Annotated in this window: 20 protein-coding genes and 3 pseudogenes; 19 read left to right on the top strand and 4 right to left on the bottom strand. The window is 44.8% G+C overall.

Annotated features, from left to right (window positions below):
* Window positions 1–119 precede the first annotated feature (119 nt).
* From ACZ47H_RS08030 to ACZ47H_RS08070, 9 genes and pseudogenes are all read left to right on the top strand, one after another.
* Window positions 120–869, top strand: a pseudogene (locus ACZ47H_RS08030) (DNA topoisomerase IV subunit A); the annotation flags it as partial.
* A gap of 171 nt (window positions 870–1040) precedes the next feature.
* Window positions 1041–1706, top strand: a pseudogene (locus ACZ47H_RS08035) (Hint domain-containing protein); the annotation flags it as partial.
* Window positions 1707–2105, top strand: a pseudogene (locus tag ACZ47H_RS08040) (DNA topoisomerase IV subunit A); the annotation flags it as partial.
* A gap of 327 nt (window positions 2106–2432) precedes the next feature.
* Window positions 2433–2570, top strand: coding sequence for a hypothetical protein (locus ACZ47H_RS08045; RefSeq protein ID WP_464933164.1), 138 nt, complete (start codon window positions 2433–2435; stop codon window positions 2568–2570).
* A gap of 57 nt (window positions 2571–2627) precedes the next feature.
* Window positions 2628–3617, top strand: coding sequence for a hypothetical protein (locus tag ACZ47H_RS08050; protein ID WP_464933165.1), 990 nt, complete (start codon window positions 2628–2630; stop codon window positions 3615–3617).
* 110 nt (window positions 3618–3727) lie between these two features.
* Entirely contained in the window at window positions 3728–4375 is a 648-nt protein-coding gene (locus tag ACZ47H_RS08055; RefSeq protein WP_464933166.1) for a Dph6-related ATP pyrophosphatase, read from the top strand.
* Between the two features lie 79 nt (window positions 4376–4454).
* Window positions 4455–5672 (top strand): FprA family A-type flavoprotein, encoded by a 1218-nt coding sequence (locus tag ACZ47H_RS08060; protein WP_464933167.1) that lies wholly within the window; start codon window positions 4455–4457, stop codon window positions 5670–5672.
* 182 nt (window positions 5673–5854) lie between these two features.
* Window positions 5855–6682 carry a M55 family metallopeptidase gene (locus ACZ47H_RS08065; protein ID WP_464933168.1) on the top strand — a complete coding sequence of 276 codons (828 nt, stop codon included), beginning with the start codon at window positions 5855–5857 and terminating at the stop codon, window positions 6680–6682.
* A gap of 173 nt (window positions 6683–6855) precedes the next feature.
* Window positions 6856–7461 (top strand): hypothetical protein, encoded by a 606-nt coding sequence (locus ACZ47H_RS08070; RefSeq protein WP_464933169.1) that lies wholly within the window; start codon window positions 6856–6858, stop codon window positions 7459–7461.
* Here the strand turns inward: ACZ47H_RS08070 and ACZ47H_RS08075 are convergent.
* A complete protein-coding gene (locus ACZ47H_RS08075; protein WP_464933170.1) occupies window positions 7453–7764 on the bottom strand; it encodes a transcriptional regulator in 312 nt (103 codons plus the stop codon). The two genes, ACZ47H_RS08070 and ACZ47H_RS08075, sit on opposite strands and share 9 nt — an antisense overlap.
* A gap of 306 nt (window positions 7765–8070) precedes the next feature.
* Between ACZ47H_RS08075 and ACZ47H_RS08080 the strand changes: the two genes are divergently transcribed.
* From ACZ47H_RS08080 to ACZ47H_RS08115, 8 genes are all read left to right on the top strand, one after another.
* Window positions 8071–8496 carry a hypothetical protein gene (locus ACZ47H_RS08080; protein ID WP_464933171.1) on the top strand — a complete coding sequence of 142 codons (426 nt, stop codon included), beginning with the start codon at window positions 8071–8073 and terminating at the stop codon, window positions 8494–8496.
* A gap of 1 nt (window position 8497) precedes the next feature.
* On the top strand, window positions 8498–9244 hold the full coding sequence (locus ACZ47H_RS08085) for a nucleotidyltransferase family protein (protein WP_464933172.1): 747 nt from the start codon (window positions 8498–8500) through the stop codon (window positions 9242–9244).
* 7 nt (window positions 9245–9251) lie between these two features.
* Complete coding sequence (locus ACZ47H_RS08090) at window positions 9252–10076, top strand: NAD-dependent epimerase/dehydratase family protein (RefSeq protein ID WP_464933173.1); 825 nt, start codon at window positions 9252–9254, stop codon at window positions 10074–10076.
* Window positions 10077–10273: 197 nt separating this feature from the next.
* Entirely contained in the window at window positions 10274–11671 is a 1398-nt protein-coding gene (locus tag ACZ47H_RS08095) for a lipopolysaccharide biosynthesis protein (protein WP_464933174.1), read from the top strand.
* Between the two features lie 29 nt (window positions 11672–11700).
* Complete coding sequence (locus ACZ47H_RS08100) at window positions 11701–12414, top strand: glycosyltransferase family 2 protein (protein WP_464933175.1); 714 nt, start codon at window positions 11701–11703, stop codon at window positions 12412–12414.
* Window positions 12407–13333, top strand: coding sequence for a hypothetical protein (locus ACZ47H_RS08105; protein ID WP_464933176.1), 927 nt, complete (start codon window positions 12407–12409; stop codon window positions 13331–13333). Before ACZ47H_RS08100 ends, ACZ47H_RS08105 begins: the two co-directional genes overlap by 8 nt.
* A gap of 64 nt (window positions 13334–13397) precedes the next feature.
* Window positions 13398–14366 (top strand): glycosyltransferase family 2 protein, encoded by a 969-nt coding sequence (locus tag ACZ47H_RS08110; RefSeq protein WP_464933177.1) that lies wholly within the window; start codon window positions 13398–13400, stop codon window positions 14364–14366.
* A 136-nt stretch (window positions 14367–14502) separates the two neighbouring features.
* Window positions 14503–16389, top strand: coding sequence for a hypothetical protein (locus ACZ47H_RS08115; RefSeq protein WP_464933178.1), 1887 nt, complete (start codon window positions 14503–14505; stop codon window positions 16387–16389).
* Window positions 16390–16637: 248 nt separating this feature from the next.
* Here ACZ47H_RS08115 and ACZ47H_RS08120 read toward each other — a convergent pair whose 3' ends face one another.
* From ACZ47H_RS08120 to ACZ47H_RS08130, 3 genes are all read right to left on the bottom strand, one after another.
* Window positions 16638–17087: a hypothetical protein gene (locus tag ACZ47H_RS08120; RefSeq protein WP_464933179.1), complete on the bottom strand. Its 450-nt coding sequence runs from the start codon at window positions 17085–17087 to the stop codon at window positions 16638–16640.
* A gap of 505 nt (window positions 17088–17592) precedes the next feature.
* A complete protein-coding gene (locus ACZ47H_RS08125; RefSeq protein WP_464933180.1) occupies window positions 17593–19092 on the bottom strand; it encodes a hypothetical protein in 1500 nt (499 codons plus the stop codon).
* A gap of 144 nt (window positions 19093–19236) precedes the next feature.
* Window positions 19237–20907, bottom strand: a complete 1671-nt coding sequence (locus tag ACZ47H_RS08130) for a hypothetical protein (protein ID WP_464933181.1) — start codon at window positions 20905–20907, stop codon at window positions 19237–19239.
* Between the two features lie 94 nt (window positions 20908–21001).
* Here ACZ47H_RS08130 and ACZ47H_RS08135 point away from each other — a divergent pair, with 94 nt between their 5' ends.
* The gene (locus ACZ47H_RS08135) at window positions 21002–21238 is read left to right on the top strand and encodes a hypothetical protein (RefSeq protein ID WP_464933182.1); all 237 of its coding nucleotides are present in this window, start codon (window positions 21002–21004) and stop codon (window positions 21236–21238) included.
* A gap of 113 nt (window positions 21239–21351) precedes the next feature.
* Window positions 21352–21588, top strand: coding sequence for a hypothetical protein (locus ACZ47H_RS08140; RefSeq protein WP_464933183.1), 237 nt, complete (start codon window positions 21352–21354; stop codon window positions 21586–21588).
* Window positions 21589–22930: the final 1342 nt, after the last annotated feature.

The raw sequence follows: 22930 nt of genomic DNA on the forward strand, positions 1-22930 counted from the left end.
ATGGAGCCTGCCATGGAAGCCCAACCCTTAGGTAGGGATGGGGCGGGCTAGGAGCTGGCCGCTGCGAGTTGGAGAGGGGTGCCGGTACAGTGGCGGAGCACTTCATCGACAAGGTGGATATGGAGGCGAGGAAGAGGGCGGCGCAGGTCATACACGAGAGATTCAAGAAGGTACTCGAGGATATACTTGAGGGCAAGCCGCCAGTACTCGAGATCCCTAAGAGGACGCTGGCTAACGTGAGGTTCGACCCGGAGCGCGGCATACTGGTTATGGGGGAGGGGAAGATAAGGCGTGACTTCCTAAACATGGGTGAGGCTAGGAAGTTTATGCAAACCCTCCTAATGGCAGCGATAATCTACCAGGCTCTCGTGGAGAACGAGTACCCCACTATAAGAGACCTATACTACAGGGGCAAGCACACCATAGTATACAGGGACCTCCGTGGTAGGAAGAGGGAGGAGAACACCTGGGAGGAGCAGAGCGAGAGCGACGCCGCGATAAGGGATGTAGAGGTATACACAGGCCTCCTAAGGGAGGATATGCTCATACTCTCCAAGGAGAAGGGTAAGGTTGTAGGCCGCATGATCATAAGGAGCGGTGGCGACACCATAGATCTCTCCAAGATGGGTCATGGAGCCTACGCTATTGAGTCCACACCAGACCTAATAGAGATCAAGGATGTAGACGCTGAGTTCGTGCTCGTGGTGGAGAAGGACGCAGTATTCCAGCAGCTCCACCGTATAAAGTTCTGGGACAAGTACAGGGCAATACTCGTAACAGGTGCAGGCCAGCCTGATAGGGCTACGAGGAGGTTCGTGAGAAGGCTGAACGAGGAGCTAGGCCTCCCGATATACATCCTAACAGACTCTATAACCAGAGACGAGGTAGTGCTCGCGAGGGACCCTGCTACCGGCGCCGTTATGGCTGGCCCCATAGAGGAGCTGCTGGGCAACCTATTCACACCCGGGCTGGAGAGGGAGAGGGTTGAGGCACCATTACAGGTCCCCTCATGGAACCCCATATCAAACAGTGTAGAGTGGACCCGCGTAGGCTACCTGTACAGGCACTTCATAGAAGACGAGATACTCGAAATAGAAACGATGGACAGGGGAACGATAAGGGTTACGAGGGGACACAGCCTATTCCTAGTTAGAGACGGGCGCGTCCAGGTAGCGCCAGCCGAGAGGGTCAGAGTAGGAGACCAGCTCCTAGTAGCGGAAGCCATACCCGCCCCAACCCACAGCCCCAGCTGGGAGGCGGCGTGGGAGTCCACAGCAACATACACGTCCAGCTCCCGCGGCGGCTCTCTTCTACTCATGGATGAAAGCATCCCCCTCCAAACCATATGCAGGAGCGGGGAGCTAGTCGACCTGCCAGGCGACGCCTTCAACCTCGCATCCAGGCTTGGGCGACCACTTATTGAAGGGCTCATCGGGGAGTGCGGCAGGGTATCGAGGGATGGGGAGCTAATAATACATGTGGCGGGCGAGGAAGCGGGTAAGAAGCTCAGCCTCCTCCTGCTAATGACCGGGTATAGCCCACGTATAATAGATGGTGGAGTCACAGCAGCCCCTAACCAATCCAAACCATGGAAGCCCGGTGTTGGCGTGTCGAGGATAGTCTCTGTTAGGCGTAGGTGGTATGAGGGCTACGTCTACGACTTAGCCGTCCCCCTCTCAAACAGCTTCACGGGCGGCCATGGAGTTATACTCCACAACAGCGACCCCTACGGATGGTACATTTACAGCGTGTTCAAGGTTGGCAGCATACAGCTCTCCTATGAGAGCGAGAGGCTAGCCACCCCCAAAGCCAGGTTCCTCGGGGTTAGCATGAGCAACGTCTTCGGCTATAGGGGTAAGAAGCCATACCTCAGCGAGAGGGAGAGGAAGAACTACATCATCAAGGCAAAGGATGTCGACATCAAGAGGGCTAAGGAGCTGATGAGGTACAGCTGGTTCCGGAGCAAGGGGTGGAGGAGGGAGCTGAAGCTCTTCCTAGAGAAGAAGGCTAAGCTGGAGATAGAGGCGATGGCCAGCAAGGGACTCCGCTTCCTAGCAGACACCTACATACCAGAGAAGATCCAGACAGGCGACTGGATAGAGTAGCCCGCATAAGGGCTACATCTATTATAAAACCTGATAACCCTCCTCCAATATCATTAATAATTTGTTTGAATGCAAGGTAAAAATTAATTGTCCAAGAGCAGATAATGATGAAGAGAACTGCATGTACGTTTCCCATGAAACAGGCTCACCGACACATGATTATGTAGGCTCTTCGGGAGGATTTCTAGTGAGAGCGGTCTCACAGGAGCTGTTTATATTTTAAATATTCTCACTTGCTTTTTGTCTGAAGCGTCCTGAATTTTCATATGAATATATATACTTTATTGGTCTCGAATCTAACCGTAACACTATTAAGGTGTTTCGAGAATGGGTTTGACAACAACTGCGCTCATTGTTATCCTGCTCCTTGTCGCTACTGGCGCATACTACATGTATGCGTCGGGCAGCTCGGGCAACGCGGTTATGAAGCATCTAACACTACAAGTTCCGCGAATGCTACAATAACAGGATCCAATACAGCGACCGGCGGCACTCAGAACAACGTCTACCACCACGACCTCTATGAGTGGAGGGAGCGTTAACGAGAGTGTTTGGGATTACACGGAGGAGTTCGTCGGGGTAAGGCTTATCAGGGGCCACACTCCGCAGCCAGAGCCCCCGCCGGTCCTCATCAATGGGACCTTCTACGACTTCAGCTATGCCAAGGTCTTCTTCAACTACACCGAGCAGGGGGGATTGCAGCTGGTCTTCAATACTACCTGGAGCTTGGAGAGGGAATCATTCACCACATCATGCCGCAACAGGTCTAATAATGCGGTATTCGAGGCGAACGTCGAAGACGGGTATAAGGTCGCCTATACCGCCAGCTTCACCAGCGGCTACAGATTCACCGCCACAGTCTACCTCCTACCCAACGCTACAACAGCCCTAGACGCCCTAGGCGGGGTCCCGTGGGGCGATAATGCCCAATCCGCCACTCCCCCAGGCGACCTCCATAGTATTGTTGGAGGAAGCGTCTCCTCACCAGATGCCAGCGGGGAATGGTGGGCGGCCATGGCCCTACTACCCATTGACCAGGCGGCGTGGTGCGACCCAATAGTTGAAGGGCACCCAGACGTGCTGGGGTATGTGAACAAGATCAACCAGGTCCTCTACACTCATGCAGTTGCGAGCGAGTTCATGCCCATCGAACTCCAAAACCCCCACAATATACTATTCGATACAAGCGGGAGGGTTATCGAGGACTCCGCAATGGGCACTGGAGGCCCATACCAGAAATACTACTACAAGATCACACCTGTAGGAGTATTGGAGTATCCTGGCACAGGGTTGAGGTTCATGGTTTATAATCTAACATTCTGGACGGAGCCAGACTATGTACACGGCTACTACTTGATAACCGCGGAGTCAGTAGTCCCCCTAGAATACCATGCAGTATTCCCCCACGGAGACCAGTATAATGGGCAGCCACCCAACGGTCCAGCCTTCATTGTAACGATTAAACTGTTAGACGCTAGGCTGACTCCAACAAATATTACCACTAACTCGTAGACAGAGGCCCCCTAATACTGTCCAAACACTACAACCCTTCCCCGGGTTTGAAGGGTTCAATGATTAATGTCCCCCCTTTTCCCAACAAATCAGATATCATGGTGTAGTGTTTGGGCGCGCGAGTAGCCCTCCTCTCTGGTGGAAAAGACTCACTATACGCCGCCATGCATTATTGGCCCCCAGACTATGGGCTGGTATTGATCTACGAGTTCCCCGTGCCCAGTCCGCACCTCGTCAACCTGGGGCTGACGGTTGAGACTCTAACACTCACAGGAGTACCAGTTCTCGTCGTGAGGCTGGGGAGGGGTAGAGAGAGGGAGGACACTATAAGGGTGCTCGAGAGGCTCAATGCCGGCGAGCTTGTAGCTGGAGACGTGTACATAGAGGACCATTTAAAGTACTTTGAAGGCGTCGCCTCTGAGGCTGGAGCCCGGCTGAGGGAACCCCTCTGGGGTAGGGACCCCGAGGACCTAGCCTACGAGATCTACGAGCGCGGCTTCAAAACAATGATGACAGGAGTACAATACCAGCTGCTATCATGGCTGGGCAGGATGGTTGACTCCTCCAACATATCACAGCTAGTGGCGGATGCGAGAAAGAAGGGCTTAGACCCCCTAGGCGAGAGGGGCGAATACCACACCCTAGTACTGGACAGCCCGGTGCACGAGTCCAGCCTCCCCACCCCTAGAATCGTAGAGTTGAAGGAGTATGGCGGCTCCTGGATCCTCGAGCTCGCTGGGGGAGATAAGGGAATTTGAGTGAATCTACCTGTTAAATCCTGGCATAATCCACATTACCTTGGAAACAATGCCCTGTTATAAAATGGTGTAGTGGGTCTTGGCTACTTATCGTGTAGAGGAGATAGACCACGACTTCTACGTCCTCCGAGTCAACGACAGGTATACAAAGTACTTTGAAGCCCTCTGGGAAATACCAGAAGGTATAACATACAACGCCTACCTCCTCAAGACGGAGGATGGAGCTGTTTTATTCGACGGTTGGAAGAAGCCCTTCGCGGGCCAGTTCATAGATGCCCTAGAGACCCTGATCTCGCCTGATGAGTTGAAGTATATTGTCGTAAACCATATGGAGCCGGACCATTCAGGGAGCCTCGAGGACGTGGTGAGGTGGAGCCCCGGAGCCAGGGTTCTAGGCCACCCGATGGCTGGGAAGATGATGAAGGCTTATCCCAGGGCTAAGGAGAGGTTCCAGCCAGTAAGGGATGGAGAAGTACTCGAGTTTGGCGGGGAAAGGATGCAGTTCATACACACTCCATGGCTCCACTGGCCCGAGACAATGATGACTTGGCTACCCGGCAGGGGGATCCTCGTGACATGCGATGCATTCGGAGGATACGGGATTCCCTACGGGCTCTTCGACGACGAGTGCATAAAATGGCAGGATGCATTGAGGAGCATGCAGAAGTACGTTGTAACAGTGATAGGCCACTATAGTCAGTGGATCACCAGGAACCTGGAGAAGCTCAACAAGCTCGGCGTAGAGCCCAAGATGATCGCCCCCGCCCACGGCCTCATATGGAGGAGGGATCCCAGGAAGGTGGTAGAGATATACGGTAGCATAGCCAAGGGAAAGGCTGTGAAGGACAAGGTCCTCATAATCTACGCATCAATGTACGGGACCCTCGAATACCTGGTGAGAAGGCTCACCTGCAAGCTCAGCAGGAACGGTAAAAACACTGTAGTGTACAGTTACACAGACACGACGAGACCATACATTTCAGAGATACTCACAGACGCGGTCGACTCGGAGGCTATCATAATAGCTGCGCCAACCTATGAGGCAAGCGTCTTCCCCCAGATAGACCACCTAGTAGACGAGATCTGCTGGAAGGTCCCCGGAGGGAAGAGGATCGCAATACTAGCAACCTACGGATGGGGAGGGGTAGCTGGGAAGAAGATAAGGGAGAAGCTCGAGTCCTGCAAGAACCACGTAGTAGAGGTGATAGAGTACAATACTATAGGCCCCCAGGCTATAACCACCGAGGAGGCCGAGAAGCTGGCAGATGAGATCACCGGGAAGATCCTCGAAGACTAGCTCACCTACTACATCAACCAGCTCCTCGCAGGCTGGATTGAGTGTGAGCCAAACCAATCAAATCCCTCCCCGGGATAGGATTAAGCCATATGGAGCCTCCCTAGAACAGAGGGATCCATGCATGCCAGCTACTCTTCAATATTATCCTTTCTAACTCCTTGAATCATAACTGGTGCGGTGTAATGGCCAAGTTCTACATATCTGTGGATGCGGAGGGCATGCCCTGGGTCCCTAGCAGGTACATGATGATGCCTGGAGACGTCTTGTACCAGGAGCTGAGGGAGATCATGACTCGTGTAACCAACATAGTCGTCGACGAGCTCTACATCCATGGTGCAGAGGAGGTAATAGTCGCAGACAGCCACGGGGCCATGGTCAACATTGACCCCTTCAAACTCGATGGAAGAGCTAGCCTGCTACGCGGATATCCCAGGCCAACCTCCATGATCATAGGAGCCGAGGAGGCAGACGCTGCAGTATTCCTCGGCTACCACTCGAGCCCCCAGCAGGGTGGAGTATTAGCCCACACCTACTCCGGCAGGATCATACAGAGGGTTAGAGTAGCTGGATGCGACGCTGCAACCGAGTACCTTCTCAACGCATACGCCCTCGGAGAGCTCGGTAAACCAGTCGTGCTCGTAGCGGGGGATGAAGCGTTAAGAGAGCATGTAGGCAAGCATACCCCCTGGGCTGAGTTCGTGGCTTTAAAGAAGCCAGTCAGCTTCTTCGCCGACCTCACGGGGCCCTTCAAGACTGTTGAGGAAGACCTTAGAGCCGCGGTGGATAGGGCTTATAAGAAGCTGGAGAAGGGTGAAGTAAAGCCTCTCACGCCTGAGGAGCCTTGGATCGAGGTGGAGTTCAAGAGGCCATACCACGCCGACATAGCGACGCTATTCCCCTGCGTCGAGAGGCTCGATGGGGTGAGGGTGAAGCTAACATGCAGCAAGTACCTCGACAACTTCAAGATGCTTGAGGGCCTCATAGCCGCGGCATACAGTTTTGAGAGGTAGTGTGGTTTAATCATGATAAATAAAATAGTATTATCCTCTATTCTTTTCCTCTACCCGAGGATCCTCCCGCATTCATAGATGTATGAATATGTATACGGGGCTGTTACATATATAGTAAATGAACCTGCATACATAAAAGGCATATATATTATGGTTGTATATGGTGGAGTATAATGCTGGAGCACGAGGTAAGGGTAACAGTGAACATGCCGCTAACATACTGCCTAAAATGCATACTAGACCCTTCAGAGTTCCTAGGAAAGAGCCGCTATACCTACGCTGTGAGGAGGCTAGGAGAGGATAAGTACGAGGTTGTGTTCCGCTGGGTAAAGTGGGGCATGGAGCGCTTTTACAAGGTTGTATTAGAGGCTAGAAGATACGATAACAGGATACTGTACATGTCAACACCGGAGTCCCAATATGAGTTCAGTATGGAGTTCGACCTTGAGGAGGTGGAGGATGGAAACACGAGGGTAAGGGTTGTTGCGAGGATGAAGGCTGGGCTGATGGCCAACCTCATCGGGAAAGGAGACTACAAGGGCTTCGTGGAGGAGCTTGTGGAGAAGGGTATCCTAGAGATGGCGAGGAGCTTCGCTCGCAAACTAGAACTCGAGAATACAACTAGTGGCATGGAGGCCGGCTGCCTAGCCTGCATCCTATACGACCCCGATAGAAAATACTGCTATGCACTCGGAAAGACTGTAGGAGACCCTCAAAAGCCGGAGTGCAAAGGTAGATTCTACATCAGTAGGGAGAAGATGATGGAGGCGCTAGGCTGAGCCCCCGGCCTCCTCGCTGGACCCGCCTCCTTCTACACCCTCCTCTTTTACCTCGGCCTCAAGCTTCTTCAACTCCTCCTCTATCTCCTTCTCGATCTCCTCGATAGGCTTGGGAGGCGGGGTCGTGGCGAGCGTATAACCGATCCATGCGAGGATTCCGAACACCACTGCCACCGCGATGAACCCTGTTAGCTCGAGCAGGAGCATTGCATAATCCGTCATGAACACCAGGTACCCATAGACTATGATCACGATTATCGAGACTACGAGTAGGAGGCCGCCGACCATCTTATCAGACGACACAGGCTAGACACCACTTAACCTGTTCTAACCCCGTATCAGATTATTTAAATTTTGCATTCAAAAACAAGTCTCCAACTATTGCAAGCGTCTTCCCGAAACACTAAGGTTGCCCCTATACAAGTAAGATAATGTAATATTATTATCCTATAATTACGCCTCATACTATTACAAGAAGTCTACAGTACTATCATTACTAGTAAAGGTATCCTATAATACCGCCAAGTCACTCTCTCCCAGAAAGCAAATCTTAAATATCAATTATTCCCAGGCTATTTTAGATGCGTCCGAGGACGGTGACCAGTAGAGTTGGGCTCCAGAAGCGATGAAGTGCTCGAGAAACTAGCACTCGAGCTGCTGGAGCCCAGACGGGTCACCCGTAAGGAGATATCCTACCATTTGAAGAGGGCCAAGAGGCTCAAATTGTACTGGACCGTCCTCAACGCCTTGGAGAGGGCTGTGCTGGAGGCCGCCGTGAGGGCGAAGGTTGACGAATACAGGAGTAAGCGCGTCAAGAGCCTGCTTGCCAAGCTCATAGCTAAGATCGAGTTCCACACCATGAGGGGTAAGGTTATCTTATTCGGCCTCCAGAAAGCCCTCTCCAAGGCCTCTAGTATCCTCTCAGGGGGCTTCTCCCGGCTCCTCGGGTGGGCTAGGGAGAAGCTCAACTACATACTCTACCTTGGCAGGAGTATGCTTGCAGTAGAATTATACTTCTCTCCCATGAGGGGGTAATATGGCGGATCAAACTGTAAAGGCAGCCGTCCTGGCCGGTGGGAAGGGTACTAGGTTCAAGCCATTCACGGACCTAATAGCGAAGCCAATGGTGCCTGTGGGCGGAGAGGAAAAGCCCATCCTAGAATACATCATAACCTGGCTGTCAAAGAATGATATAAGAGACATAGTCCTACTCCTAGGCCACCACGGCAACCAGATAAAGAACTATTTCAGGGAAGGCCACCACTGGAACGTTAGGATAACCTACAGCTGGGACGACACAGAGTACACTGGCACCGGTGGCTCACTCCTCAAAGCCTACAAGAACAACCTACTAGGAGAAAACACTGTGATAGTATGGTATGGGGACATACTCGCCCAAGTAAACATACCACGCCTCATAAGACAACACCAGGAGTACAATGCAGACGCCACGCTAGTCCTCGCCGATAAATACCAGCTCCCTGTCGGAGTCGCCAAAGTAGAAGATGGAAGAGTAGTCGAGCTCATAGAGAAGCCATGGTACCCTGTGAAAGTCACGATAGGGGTACTAGCCCTAGAGCCAGCAACACTCTCCGCAGCAGAGAAGGTTTTGGGCAAGAGCTTCGACATAATGGGAGACCTAATACCCTGGATGATCCACAAAGGACTCAATGTAAGAGGCTACATCCACACGGGCCCCTGGTACGATGTAGGAAGCATGGAGAGATTCGCAAAACTAGACGATAAAGTATTCAAAAAACTATTCCCCGAACTAGCAGTGTGACCTCATAATGAAGGTTGTAGTAACTGGGGCAGCAGGCTTCATAGGAAGCCACCTAGTAGATAAACTCCTCTCACAAGGATACACTGTTACTGGAATAGACAACCTATCCGCTGGCAGGCTCGAAAACCTTGAGGAGACGCTAGGATATGAATCCTTCAAGCTTGTGAGAGCAGATCTCCTAGACCCCAGTGCATGGAGCAATGAATTCCGGGGCGCTGAAATAGTATTCCACTTGGCGGCAAACCCTGAAGTGAGACACAGCGTCAGAGAACCACTAGAACACTATCATCAAAACCTCACGGCGACGATGCACGTATTAGAAGTAGCCAGAAGACACAGAGTAAACACGATAGTGTATGCGTCAAGTAGCACAGTATACGGGGACCCAGAACAAATACCAACACCGGAATCCCACCCATTGAAGCCTATAAGTATCTACGGGGCTACAAAGGCAGCCGCCGAATCACTCTTGGAAACCTACTCCCGCCTCTACGGGATCAAAACCCTCATTCTAAGATACGCGAACATAGTGGGTCCACGCCTGAGACACGGAGTTATATACGACTTCATAATGAAGCTACTCAGGGACCCAGCCAGGCTAGAGATACTAGGAGATGGAAGCCAGCGTAAGAGCTACCTCCACGTATCAGATGCAATAAACGCGACTCTCGCAGCGTTAGATAACTTAATTGTTACAGGTGAATACTCCGAAACCTACAATGTAGGTAATGAAGACTGGACGACAGTGAGGGAGATAGCAGAACACTGTTGCAAAAGCGATGGGTTTAGAAGAGGTCAAATACATATACAAGCCGGCTACTCCCGACGGTAGAGGCTGGCCTGGAGATGTTAAAGTGATGCTCTTAGACATAACAAAGATCAAGGAGGCCACCGGATGGCAACCAAAAATGAATAGCCTTGAAGCAGTAAAAGCTGCGGCCGCTCAACTTGTAAACGAATTATTAGACCGTGTGCCAGAGGAACCGTGAATCTGGACAAGAAAAGAGTTATACAGATATGATAAGAGATTTGAATATAGAAGAGAATGGCAGAAGCCTTGAAGAGGCCTTCGCAGAAGTAGTTAGGGGTAGCTTCTGGCTGGTCCTAGGAAACCTAATTGTTAGTCTTGGTGGACTAGTATTCTGGCTATTCTCTGGCAGGGTGGCCGGAGCGGAGGCGATTGGCTACGCTACGGGAGCCTTCTCCTTGGCAATGATGCTTTCAAGCCTAGGGAACCTAGGGTTGAACTACGCAGTCTTGAGAGAGGTGCCTGAGAAGGGTGCTAGGGCTTATACCTCAGCGCTAACACTAGCCCTAATACTCGGGGCAGTTATTGCGTCACTTTCAATACTATTCACAGGCATGTATGGTGGGATAGCAAGCTACATACCATTAATATACCTCCTAACAATCTCAATCCTCATAACACTAGTATCAACACATACCCTAATAGCAGCGTTAAGAGCCAAACACGTTTTCACAGTCAACACCATCTCCACAACAGTTAAGATACTAGTAGGATTATCACTAGCCCTCATAGGAATGGGAGGATACGGGTTACTCCTAGGAATACTATCCGCGCAAATAGTGGCACTAGCAGCCTCCACAATCCTTGCCTTGGCAGCTGTAGGTTTCGCTCGTCCAAGAATGGAAGACCTAGTGGATACGCTTAAGATTGGAGCCTCAAACTATCCACAAATACTATCAAACCAGCTAGTAGTAAGCGCTGGAGTAGTCCTAATAGCCCTCCTAACCGGGAGCCCCAGGGATACTGGAGTATTCTACGTAGCACTAATGATAGCACTAGGAATAGCAGTAATACCCGGAAGCATGGCTTCAATAAGCCTACCAGTAATGGTTAAGAATAAGAATTATGGTATAGCAGATGAGAGCCTGAGGATAGGCGCAGCAATAGTCCTACCCTTAGCAGTAGCTATTGGATTAGATTCCCGAGAGGTACTAGGCATCATAAACCCAGATTTCACCGTCGGAGCATTAACACTGACAATACTAACACTAGCAATAATCCCACAAGCAATAGTCCTAAACGGCATATCAAAACTCAACAGTGAAAAGAATCTCAGGAGAGTACTGGGAGTGGGGATAGTTAGGCTGGCGACACTATTAATATTGACAATACTACTAGTCCCTAACCTTGGAATCCTGGGAGCCTCAATAGCATACCTAGGAAGCGCGATTACTCCAATTCCATTATTTTCTAAAATTTTATATCTTAAAGATTCTGTTAAACTAATTATAACTCAAGTTTCTTTGTTAGGAATGATACCATTCACCAAGCTTATAGGACCACATATAACGGCAATTATTGGAGTCACATTATCGCTAGTAATATTGCTAAAGATGGAGATTTTAAGGGTTAAAGACATAATAAACCTTTTTAAGACACATTTTAATATAAAAAAATAAAATAAAAATATTATATGTGATGACTTAGAATGAAATCGAAATGTAGGACGATTGCGATAATACCCGCGTATAATGAGGAAAATAGTATAGCTAAAGTTATTAATGAAACAAAAAAATATGTTGATCTGGTAATAGTTGGCGATGATGGATCGACTGACTCCACAGCACAAGTAGCACAAAAGGTAGGTGCTCTCGTCTTACGTAACCATCCTAATAGGGGTAAGGGTTACATTCTTAGAAGATTGCTTGTTGCTTCCTTGAAGCTTGGTGCTTGTATAATAGTTGCTTTAGATGCTGATGGCCAGCATGACCCGAAAGATATACCTAAGCTAATAGAAGTGTTGAACAATAAAAAGGCAGATATCTCTATTGGCTCTAGGTTTAATATAAGCAAATTAGGATATAAAATTCCATTCTATCGCTATATTGGTTTAATAATAATAAATACTTTAAATAAAATTTTCGTAGATGTCATCGATACCCAAAGTGGATTTCGAGCCTTCAATAGAAAAGCAGCTGAAATCTTAGTCAATAACATGAGAGAATATGGTTTTGGAACAGAAAGTGAACAATTGTATATAGCAAAAAAATATAATCTTAAGGTTATAGAAGTGCCAATAACTATTAAATATGATGTGTTTAAACCAAGTAAGAAGAACCCAATAATACACGGCTTGGAGGTAATAATAACAATAATAAAATTAATATTAATAAATATTTATAGGCGATTCCTTATTGCTTAATCAGTTAAATATAATTAGAAATATTAATTGGGATCATTTAATAGTCTTAGATGCTTGTAGGTATGATTATTTTACAGAACTATGGAACCTAAAGGAATATCCAGTATATAGAGCGTTTAGTCCTGCTTCCTGGACCTTAGAATGGTTATCTATTGTGTTCAATAAACGCTTCCCAGATGTTACTGTTTATTCAAGTAATCCCTATATAAACAATATGAAGAAACCTATTTGTCTTCATGGCGTATGCTGGAGTGCATATGGAAAATTTGCAAAAATTATAGAAGTATGGAGGTTAGCATGGAGTAAAAAATGGATGACCGTTCCCCCTTGGAGTCTCTATAATATTGTTAAAATGAGCTTAAAATTAAATAAAAAGAGATATGGAAAAAGGAGAACAGTAATCTGGTTTCTTCAACCCCATTATCCATATATAAGTAATAATTTTTTAGAGATAATGAGTTTTCAACATAGACTTACTAAAGAAGATTTCTTAAAAGGGAACTTAGATATCATAATGAGAGCTATTTTAAACAAAATAATAAGGAAAAATCTTAATTTATTAAGGGAGATGTACAGTGAAAATTTACAGAAAGCATTAAACTATGTATACAAGCTTATTGATGATCTCGAGGGAACAATTATAATAACTGCAGATCATGGTGAGCATTTAGGCGAGTTTCTAGTTAAAGCTATATTATCTTCTGTGAAAAATTCGTTTTATGATGCTTTTTATAATAAAGAAATCAGAAGTAATTTATTTAGAAGAATAGCCCAATTACCTAATTATATCAAAATTTATAATTTAAATAGTAAATTGTCTAATACTAACTACATACATGGAATGCGAATATTTTTCCATCCCCCTCTCCTTAGCAGTAATGAACTAAGAAGCGTTCCTCTTGTAATTATAAGGAAATAGAGAGTCAGTTACGATAAAAATCTAATTATTTACCTTATTTCCTGAAATGAAAGACATTAGTATTTTGATTGTAGCCTCTGAAAAGAGAAAACATATATTGCCGATTTTAATTAAGTCTATAATCCAACCAGGTAACAGAGAATATATTAAAGAAGTGATAATAAATCCTTTAAATGTTGATAATCAATATTATAAATCTCTTGATTTTCTTTTTAAGTATAATATTAATTTGAAGATTGTGCATGAATGCGATAAAAACCACTCTTTAGGTTTTTGTAGGAATAAATTAGCGAATATCGCTTCAGGCCAAATTATATCATTTGTGGATGACGATGTGATACTTGCTCCTGGCTGGGGAAAGGCTATTTATGAGGCTTTCAGTATATATAAATGCGATGTCGTCGCAGGGTTGCTTCTACCGCCTCGAACCTACAGGAGAATAATACAACAATCGTTATCTAGATACGTAGCAAGAGGATTAACGGTTTATAATACATGGTTCACATGTAGATCTAAAACAAATATATTAACACCAGAATTGATAATAATAAGACCACATAAAAATAACAAGTTAGCTTGTTCCTCAGGATTGTGGGGAGCCAATCTATCTATTAGAAAGAGTTTTTATAAAGAAATTATAAAACAAGAAGTAGAAAAACTTGGTTATGTTAACAGTAAGCCTATTGGAGGAGACGACACCGTGCTGATAATTAATTCCTTTTTGGCAAATGGTAAAATATGTTTATCTCTAAGAGCTGTTGAGTATCACTTTACAGAAGCTTATAAGATGAGAAGGGACTATATAATAAAGAAATATTGGCACATTTCCAGTACATATAAGGATTTATTAAATGCCCGGGAAAACATGGATAGGGGAGAATCTCTATCTATTTTTAAAGAAGGAATTAATACTATTATCAATGAAATAATGAATGATTTTAGTGTAAAACCTTTCAGCTTAGTGGATACACTTTCATTATTTTTAATTATTTTACTAAGAAAATTTGTGAAAAAATTCTCAAATGGCCAATAAAACTTTAACTTATCTAGGAAAATATATTGGCTTATTTGGTTTTATTTACACTATATTTATATCTATTAACTCAATAATAGGATATATTTTAATTTATTTTATAGGATTAACATATCAAAACGCTGCGATAGTGGTGATGGCTTCCACTGTAACATTATTGATATTATTATTTAAATTTTATAAGATACTTATTTATTATGATGTAATTAAGAGAATTTTACTACCTATATTAATTCCCATTTTTATATCCGCTTTAGTATCATTTTTGATAAGCTTAAATATTTATAGGAATACTTATAATATATGGGATGAATCAAATATTCTATCAGTAGCATTTTATATATTAACACAAGGCACGTTGCCACATCGTACTCCTGCTAGCATGGATCTGGGATTCTATCCTCTTGGATCATCTATTATTTTATCAACTTACACGGCATTGGCATTAGGAAAGGCTTCTTTTATTCATACTTATAACGTTAATGCTATCCTAAAATACATTCTCCCAGAAACCTTACAAAAATTAGCAATAGTTAATGCTATATTTATTTTCTTCACAATATTTTCAATAATAACTATTCTGATAGGAATTACATTTAATTTCCTATCCGAATTAGATGAAATTTGTAAAACTGATTATAACTGGTATAGCTACAATATACTATTTCTAGTATTTTCAACATCATTACTCGTAATAACTGGCATCGGGTATATTTTAGTTTATCCTGTAAACTCTAACGCTTACGTTGGAACCTTAATGTTTTTGTCTTTAATTTATTTCATAAGTTATTATAATGATTATAATAATAAGAGTTCTTATAATCTCAAATTTTTAATTATGATAATTATGATTAGTTTATCAGTTTTGCTTTTTCATTATACATTCTTTACCTCAATAATATCATTTTTATTATTTTTAGTTATTTTCGATTTTCTAGATAATTATAGAAAAAATAAATTTTATAGGTATTTAAAACAAATATCCATCATATCGATAATTATAATCATTCTAAATATTTTTATAAATAAGGATCTTATAAATCCTGACATAAGTAATCCTTATCTCCAAACTTGGAATTACCTTCAACTTAAAAGAATCTCTTATCTTGAAATAGAGCCTGGAATTTTTGGAAAGTTTATAGATATTAATATTTATATTAAGTACAAAATACTACGTTATATTAATTATTTATTTAACAATTTTCTTTTTGAAACTAAATATATAGGAATCATATTTTTCATATTCGCCGGTATAGGTTTTTATATCTTTATCAAATATATAATAGCATATTATAAAAATTCTATTTTATTTATTCTTTTGTATTCTATTTTATTTATTCTTTCATTACCACTACTATTTTTTACAAGATTATTTGTACCAATTCAAATTATAATTACTATTCTCTCAGTCTTAGGGTTATATGTTTATGTGACTTGCTTTAAAGCTAAGAAGCGGAAAGCAGCTTTGAAAAGCAATAACTTGCAAATTTTTAAAATCACTAGAATGCTAGATATTATTATAGTATTATTATTAATAATTTCTAATTTCATGTATCTATATTATCACCCAACTTATTCAACAACTCAACTACTAAATACTGATAATATTTATCAATTATCTTGTGTTATCAATAAAATAAATAATGGGAGAGCATTACTTCCGGCTTCTCCTGAAACAACTATTCTGTGGGCCATATATCCTGATAAAATACTAGGAAGCGATCCCAGGCACATCATGATAAAAACTAGAATTTATACATCTATTATTTTTGATAAATACTATACCGCTATAGGCCCTTATGATTTTACTGGAATTCCATTAAACTTCAAGAAGGAAATAATTGATAAATATCATATAGTATTAATAATTCAAAAGCAAAATGTGCTTTTTTCTGATAAGACTGCTTTAAATCTAGGATTCAAATATATAGGATCTATTAATGATTACCGAGTATGGGCGTCCGCTCAAATAAATAAAAATGAAGATATACTAAAAAGTTTAATAGTAGATTGTCATAAATGAATAAATTTTTATCTATTTTAAATAAAATATTTTTGCTACCTAGTTTTCTGTCTTTCATATCAGTAAATTTATATTAATATTATATAGATATAGTCAGTGCATGTGCATAAATGATAATTTGGTTATCCTGATAAAGACCTATATGATATTTTATATATAAAGAGATAATTAAAGTAGAATTTAGTTATTATTAATTTTTATTGTCAAGATCATTATATAAATAAAAAACATATAATATTTAATACATTTCATTCTATTGGTACTAGACCTGTTAAGTTTTTGAGTGTACTGGCGACTATTGCTAGTATCAACAGGGTTTTGGCTTCTCGTGGTAGTCTTGCTGTGATCGTTGCTGTTAGTTGTTCTAGTGGAGTGTTTAATAGTAACCTATGTGCTATGACCGGCCTTGCTATTATGATTAGTGGCGTTGCGATTGCTAGTGGTGTTGTTAGTGGTGTTATTGATAATAATAGTATTTTGAGAGCATCTGCTCCAGGTGATAGTTGCGGGTTTATTATTTGTAGTATTGGTTTTGCTAGTAGTATTGCTAATACTATGATTGGTAAGGCAATACTCTTTATGAGTGTTCCAGGCTCACGTATCATACTTTCAACAATATTTATAAGGTATAATGTAACTCCGACTTCACCATCCTCAATATCCGTGACAAGAACTCTTAACAGCCCTACTAGCTTCAACGCCTCACCACGTTCAAGAAACCCCCTCTTCTCCCCTCTAAGAACAAGGTCCCTGAAATTATAGAGTTTACCAAGCCTTTCAAAGGGATCCTTAGCGACTCAACTAATCCCCCACAATTATTATAGATAACACTGGAGAAATGCAAAACCTTTCCCATAACCGAACCAGTTTACTTCAAGGTTAAGCGATTTGATGGGAAGAGGCGAACCGGACTACTCGGTAATATAATCATGTAAGCTTAAAGATTGAGAGCCTGTAGGGAATAGTGTTCGAAGGAGTGTCACGAGTAGCGGATGCCATCACTAAGGCTTAAGGTTCACCAGAGTAGTTCATGGTTACCCATTCTTATCGATTTAGGCGAATTAACCGCGAGGCCTCATAGCGATGCTGATTGGTATAGACTTGGCTAGGGTCCCTCCTAGTGCTTTAAAGAAAAGCATTCTTACATTAGCCTTGAAAGGGGGTTAAACGAAAGGGTGCTTGGCTTCTTATCATGGGCGGGTTTCATGGCTTTTGGATGGGTGTTTCTATGGCGTTTTCTAGCGTGAGTAGTAGGAGGTAGAATGCTGTCTTCTCAGCATATTCCTCGTCTCCTCTCCTTATTATTCCTTTGTTTTGGAGGGCGCGTGCTAATTCCTCCTTTACATTGTTCAATGCGTATAGGGCGAGTGTTAGGGTGAGGCCGCCATAGCCTTTTAGGAGTGTAGCAGCCCTATTTATCGACTCATTATAGTCTTTTTCTGTGACTAGTCCTCTCCTGAGGGTTTTCTGGCTTATTTTTAGCTTGGCCAGTATCTCGAGGGCTTCCTTCTCGACTCCTGGTAGGTTGTCGACTAATGAGCGTATCAGCTCTACCACTCTTGAGTGGTGGCTTCTCGCTATGCTTACTGCGTTTTCTATAGCCTTCTGCTCACATGCTAGCGTATTCCAGGGGTCCCTTCCTCCAGTCTCTCGGGGGTTATTCACGCCAGCCATAGCCTCTAATTCTTTAACGTACCATTCTAGTATGTGCTTGAATAGTTTGAATTCGAGGATAGAGTAGAATGGTGGTTCTGTTATCTTGTGGATGATCTCGCTCACTATAGCATAAATGGGGTATAGGGATTGTAGATTTTTAACACTTACATTTTCCTCGTATAGTATTTTGCTTGCTTCCTTTAAGGGATTAGATATATAATTTTTATTATTTATATATTTATAGAAGTTTAGGAGCCTTACGAAGCCTTCCATCGACCTCCTAATGTAGAGGTACCCCTCGTGTATGCTCGCATTCTCCTCTATTGCTCTCCTAATGCCTTTTATACTCATTAGGGCGTTTGATAATGCTAGACTGAGAGCTGTACCTGCTTCCTCGGGTAGATGGCTTACCAGCTTCTCCATCCAACTCTCTGCTAACTTCTTGAGGGCTTTTTCAAGCCTTGAAACTAGCCACTCTACCTCATCGATCTCGCCGAGCCTTACTAGTAGCTTCTTATAATTTTCTCTTTCATTTTCTGATTTAGTGAGGGGCTCGGCGAGTAGCTTCATGGCCGTATTCTGGCCAGATATTAAGAGGAGCTTGACGTAGTCATGTATTATATTTTCAATATAGTATTCTCTTATGGTATTTATAGCCTTACTCCTATCAGCGATATGCTTTGCTTTTTCAATAGTAGTCTCAGCTTTATACTCGAGATATTCTAATAGCCTATCCCATCTAATCACGAGCTTCATGTAAGGTTTAACTCCCTCCACCTCTATTGGACCCATTACACGATACATGTTAGCATAATCGCCGAGCTCCTCCTTCAAACGATTCTTCGCCTTCTCAATTAGCTCTAGAGCCTCCTCCCTATTCCTCCTACCCTCATGATACTCCCATTGCAATATGTAGAGGCGGTATACGAGGAAAGGGACGTCGACGTAGAGATCCCTCGTCCCAAGCCTAATCTTCGAGCCTGGAGGGGTCACGAGTTGAAGGGGATATCTAGGGAAAAGCTCCCTTATTCCCAGGAATCTACCCAAGAGGAGGCTACCGTTAGGACACTCGCTAAGCAGGCTTAATATGCTTCCTATTAATTCATTAATGCGGGTCTTTCTTAAACTTGAAGTGGTAGCTTCCTTAGGCGTATTAATCCTTGGCTACTGGGGATTCCGGATCCGTTGTCTTCACTGGTATGGTGGTATTGTTTGTAGTGCTGGTTCTAGTCCTGTTAGTGTTTCTAGTGTTGCAGCGATTGCTGCTAGTATCAACAGGGTTTTGGCTTCTCGTGGTAGTCTTGCTGTGATCGTTGCTGTTAGTTGTTCTAGTGGAGTGTTTAATAGTAACCTATGTGCTATGACCGGCCTTGCTATTATGATTAGTGGCGTCGCGATTGCTAGTGGTGTTGTTAGTGGTGTTGAGGCTGCTAGTGTTGGGGTGAGGAGTAGTAGTGGGTTGTTTTGTGAGGACCATGTCCAGGCGGTTATAGCTCGTGCTAGTCCCAGTATGGGTTGTATTCTTGTTGTTGCTACTGGGTGTATTGTTGCCTGGGTTGTGCTTTGGTGGGCTATTGCCTGGTTGAGTATCTCTGCTATTATGAGTGCTGTTATGAATGGTAGGGTTGACCCGGTTAGGGTTTTGGGGTTCTTGAGGTGCTTGTATTGTTGGAGGAGGTAGGCTGCCGCGTACATTGCTAGGGTCCATGGGTGTATTAGTGCTATTAGCAGGGCTGTGGTGTAGAGTTGTACTGTGCCTGGTTTTTGGGTTAGGGTTAGGAGGGCTAGTGGGAGTGCTATGCTGTTTGCCTGGAAGCCCCCCGCAATGAATGTTGCTGCACTCCTACCTGAGGCTGCTAGTATTGCTGCGTATCCAGCCGCCGCCCTCCCCGCTATCTTCTCTACGACCTTGTAGGATGCTATTGCTAGTAGTGTGAGGGCGATTATTGGGTGTATTATGTCCATGAGAGTGTAGGGGTCCACCACTTTACTTGCTAGGTAGAGGAGCGTTAGGTAGGCTGGCCTCGCCATGCCCGCGAACCTCTCGAGCGCCATCCTGAGCCCGTGTTGCCTGGCGTAGTTTATGAAGGAGAGGTAGTAGTATGTGTCAACGCTCACCCTTGATGGGGTGGGATTTACTGTGGGTAGGTGGGGTAGGATCACTATCAGGGCGGCTAGGAGTGGGGCGAGCGCCAGCAGGATCCTAGGATCTAACCGGTTATTTTGGGCTTCTCCTTGATCCCTCCTGGATAGGAGGCTGAGTATAGAGTCTCTTGCCCTCCTGAGGGGGTCCCTTCCTGTTAGGTGGGTGTAGAGCCAGGAGAGACCAACCGCTAGCAAGAGTGGGATGCTGGCGTATGTTACAGGGGCCAAGGTATACCTCTCCCTTAGGACTATGGCTTGGGCTATACTGTTCCATCCCCCAAGCACAAAGTAAGTCGTAGCTGCGGTTAGGGCTAGTGCTTCGACGGTTATGAGTATGACGAATGCTGCTCTTGCTATCCTCCAGGCTTCCAGCCGCTTCATATAGGAGCGGAGAGCTAGTATGGAAGCGACCGCGTAGAGGGTGAGTATCCTGGGGTCCCCTAGGAACGCGTATAACGTGTATGCTGTGAATGCTAGGAGTAGTGAGGTCACTATCTCCCCCACTCCCACCCCGAGGAGTATGCTGGCAGTGATCGAGGCAGCTAGTACTACCAGGTCCAGCTCGGGTAAGCCCAGCAGCGCGCCTGTTGGAACCACGTAGTAGGTTATCCGGTGCAGGGTTATAGTTGCTGGGAGCCACCCGTGCCCCAAATAGTAGAGGGTGTAGAGGACCAGTACCCCTGAGGCCGCCTCTATCGTAGTACTTTTCGACGCCAACACCATGAGACCTACTACCGGATCATTGGGGTGTTAGGCTTAAATACTTGCTCAATATCCACTAAAAGAACAGAGAAGAATGGGTGATCCACTAGTGGAGAAGAACCACGCCTACGCGGTCCTCGCAGTCATCCTCGCCATAGGGGCATTCGCATTAGCCCTAGCTACTCCTCCAAGCCACGCGCAATCAGGGTCATACTACTACCAAGTGGTCGGAGGAAAACTAGTACCACCCGGAGGCCACGCATCAGCCAACCTGCTAGTAGGACTAATAGCGGCCGCCTCAGTAGTGATAGGATTACTCGTCGCATCAAAGCAGAAGGCAAAGTAGGCATGTATAGCCCTTTAGAGGGGTCCAATACCCGAGGGATCCTCAACCCCTTAATACAGTATAGCTGTACTGTTAGATGGTTTACCCCTTGGGTCAATTAATAGGAGATAATGGTGGAGAATGGATTGGGCCGCCTCAACAGGATCGCCCGGGCCGCGGACAGGCTGGGAGTCGCCTTCGTCGTAGCCTTCATCGTTAACCTCCTCGCAGCAGCGGTATTCCTTGCACTAAACATGGAGGATGAAGCCAACGAGCTCGCCGAGATAGCCTACTACTTCCTAGTCGGGGGAGTACTATCACAACTAATAGCAGTAGCTGGAGAAGAAACACACGACACGAATAACTCCTAGAAGAGGCTATTCTCATCTATCAGCACTTCCAAGGGGCCGTATATGTACCCCATACAGCCAGGAGGGCTTCTCGGCCACCTTATACCTGGAATCACCAACTGGTCTATTCCCTTCCCGTTCATATAGTTCCCTGGAACTTCCCATAGGACTCCTGGAAAGGTAGCGCGGATGCCCTTATACAGCTTCCCTAGTAGACATCAAGAAAGGGAGGGCGTATAGCCCTATCGCCACTGATTCCTAGGACTATCGGTTTCCATTGTGTTAGCTTTTACCGGATCTTCTAGCCCTACGTGAAGTAGTCTGTTACCCCAGTAATCCATAACCATCTCGGATCATATCATACGTGGAGTTTATCATAGCCTCCCACCTATAATGCACGAAAGGCTCGTATACGACATTGATTCCTCTATTAGAGTGTGATCTTCCTATTAGTCCTTCCTAACTTCTACCTCAGGGAGCGTTGAAACCATTATCTTGGAGCGCTACGTCGAGCTACTACACGCCACCTAAAGTTTTCCAGGGATTGGGGAGTGTGATTGTAGGATCTTGTTGCTGGGGTCATGCCCGAACACTGGTTCTGGATCTCCATCCACGATGTGTGGACTCTAGCTCCTGGCCTTAACGGTTATTTTAAGGACACTCTCTCCCAACCGTCGACCTACCCGGCCAACCTGGTTGCCCCGGCAAGAAATGCCCTCGCCTATCAGAACCAGAAGAGTTATTCGAGCATGCCGGATTTTCAAGGCTTCAATATTATCCCGATAGGTGCTCCAAATTGTTGCAGCATATTCTAATATCTGAGCTAGCACCTGCCGAATCCTTCACACTTTCACCCCTCTTAACCTCAACTATGTACACATCACCATTCTCTGCAACGAATAGAAGGTCTGTTGCATGAAAATCCCTGCACTTAACAATAATTACTCCTGTTTACTGGTGGAAAGAGGGGTTTCTCAGGCCACTTATAGATAATAGAGAAGGGATCCTCCTCACTCTACACCCTCTCCACCCGCCTTAATTCCAGAGTGACTTCCTTCTGCCCCTCCTACTCCTCGAGGAGATCAGAACAGGCTATCCGCATCCTTTACGTGAAACAATGCTACGGGGAAACGCCTCCCTATAGTGGGTACGAATTTATTTAATCTTTTACTTGCTTATTATATCTTTAGACCGACAAATAATAGTCAAGCCAGCAATATTTAACTCAACAATTAATCACTACTCCGAGGAGAAGGCTAACCACGTCCCCACGAGCCGCATGGAATGCAAGATAACCGGAGGGACCCTCAAAGGCTCGTAACAGAGATCAACTATTCCCATTGGTTATCGTTGTGTGAGAATG

Source organism: Thermodiscus maritimus, assembly GCF_055382595.1.

What these genes read in the sequence shown, in the direction of transcription:
- ACZ47H_RS08045 (WP_464933164.1), top strand. Translation starts at nt 2,433, where the DNA reads ATGGGTTTGACAACAACTGCGCTCATTGTTATCCTGCTCCTTGTCGCT.
- ACZ47H_RS08050 (WP_464933165.1), top strand. Translation starts at nt 2,628, where the DNA reads ATGAGTGGAGGGAGCGTTAACGAGAGTGTTTGGGATTACACGGAGGAG.
- ACZ47H_RS08065 (WP_464933168.1), top strand. Translation starts at nt 5,855, where the DNA reads ATGGCCAAGTTCTACATATCTGTGGATGCGGAGGGCATGCCCTGGGTC.
- ACZ47H_RS08070 (WP_464933169.1), top strand. Translation starts at nt 6,856, where the DNA reads ATGCTGGAGCACGAGGTAAGGGTAACAGTGAACATGCCGCTAACATAC.
- ACZ47H_RS08085 (WP_464933172.1), top strand. Translation starts at nt 8,498, where the DNA reads ATGGCGGATCAAACTGTAAAGGCAGCCGTCCTGGCCGGTGGGAAGGGT.
- ACZ47H_RS08090 (WP_464933173.1), top strand. Translation starts at nt 9,252, where the DNA reads ATGAAGGTTGTAGTAACTGGGGCAGCAGGCTTCATAGGAAGCCACCTA.
- ACZ47H_RS08100 (WP_464933175.1), top strand. Translation starts at nt 11,701, where the DNA reads ATGAAATCGAAATGTAGGACGATTGCGATAATACCCGCGTATAATGAG.
- ACZ47H_RS08115 (WP_464933178.1), top strand. Translation starts at nt 14,503, where the DNA reads ATGGCTTCCACTGTAACATTATTGATATTATTATTTAAATTTTATAAG.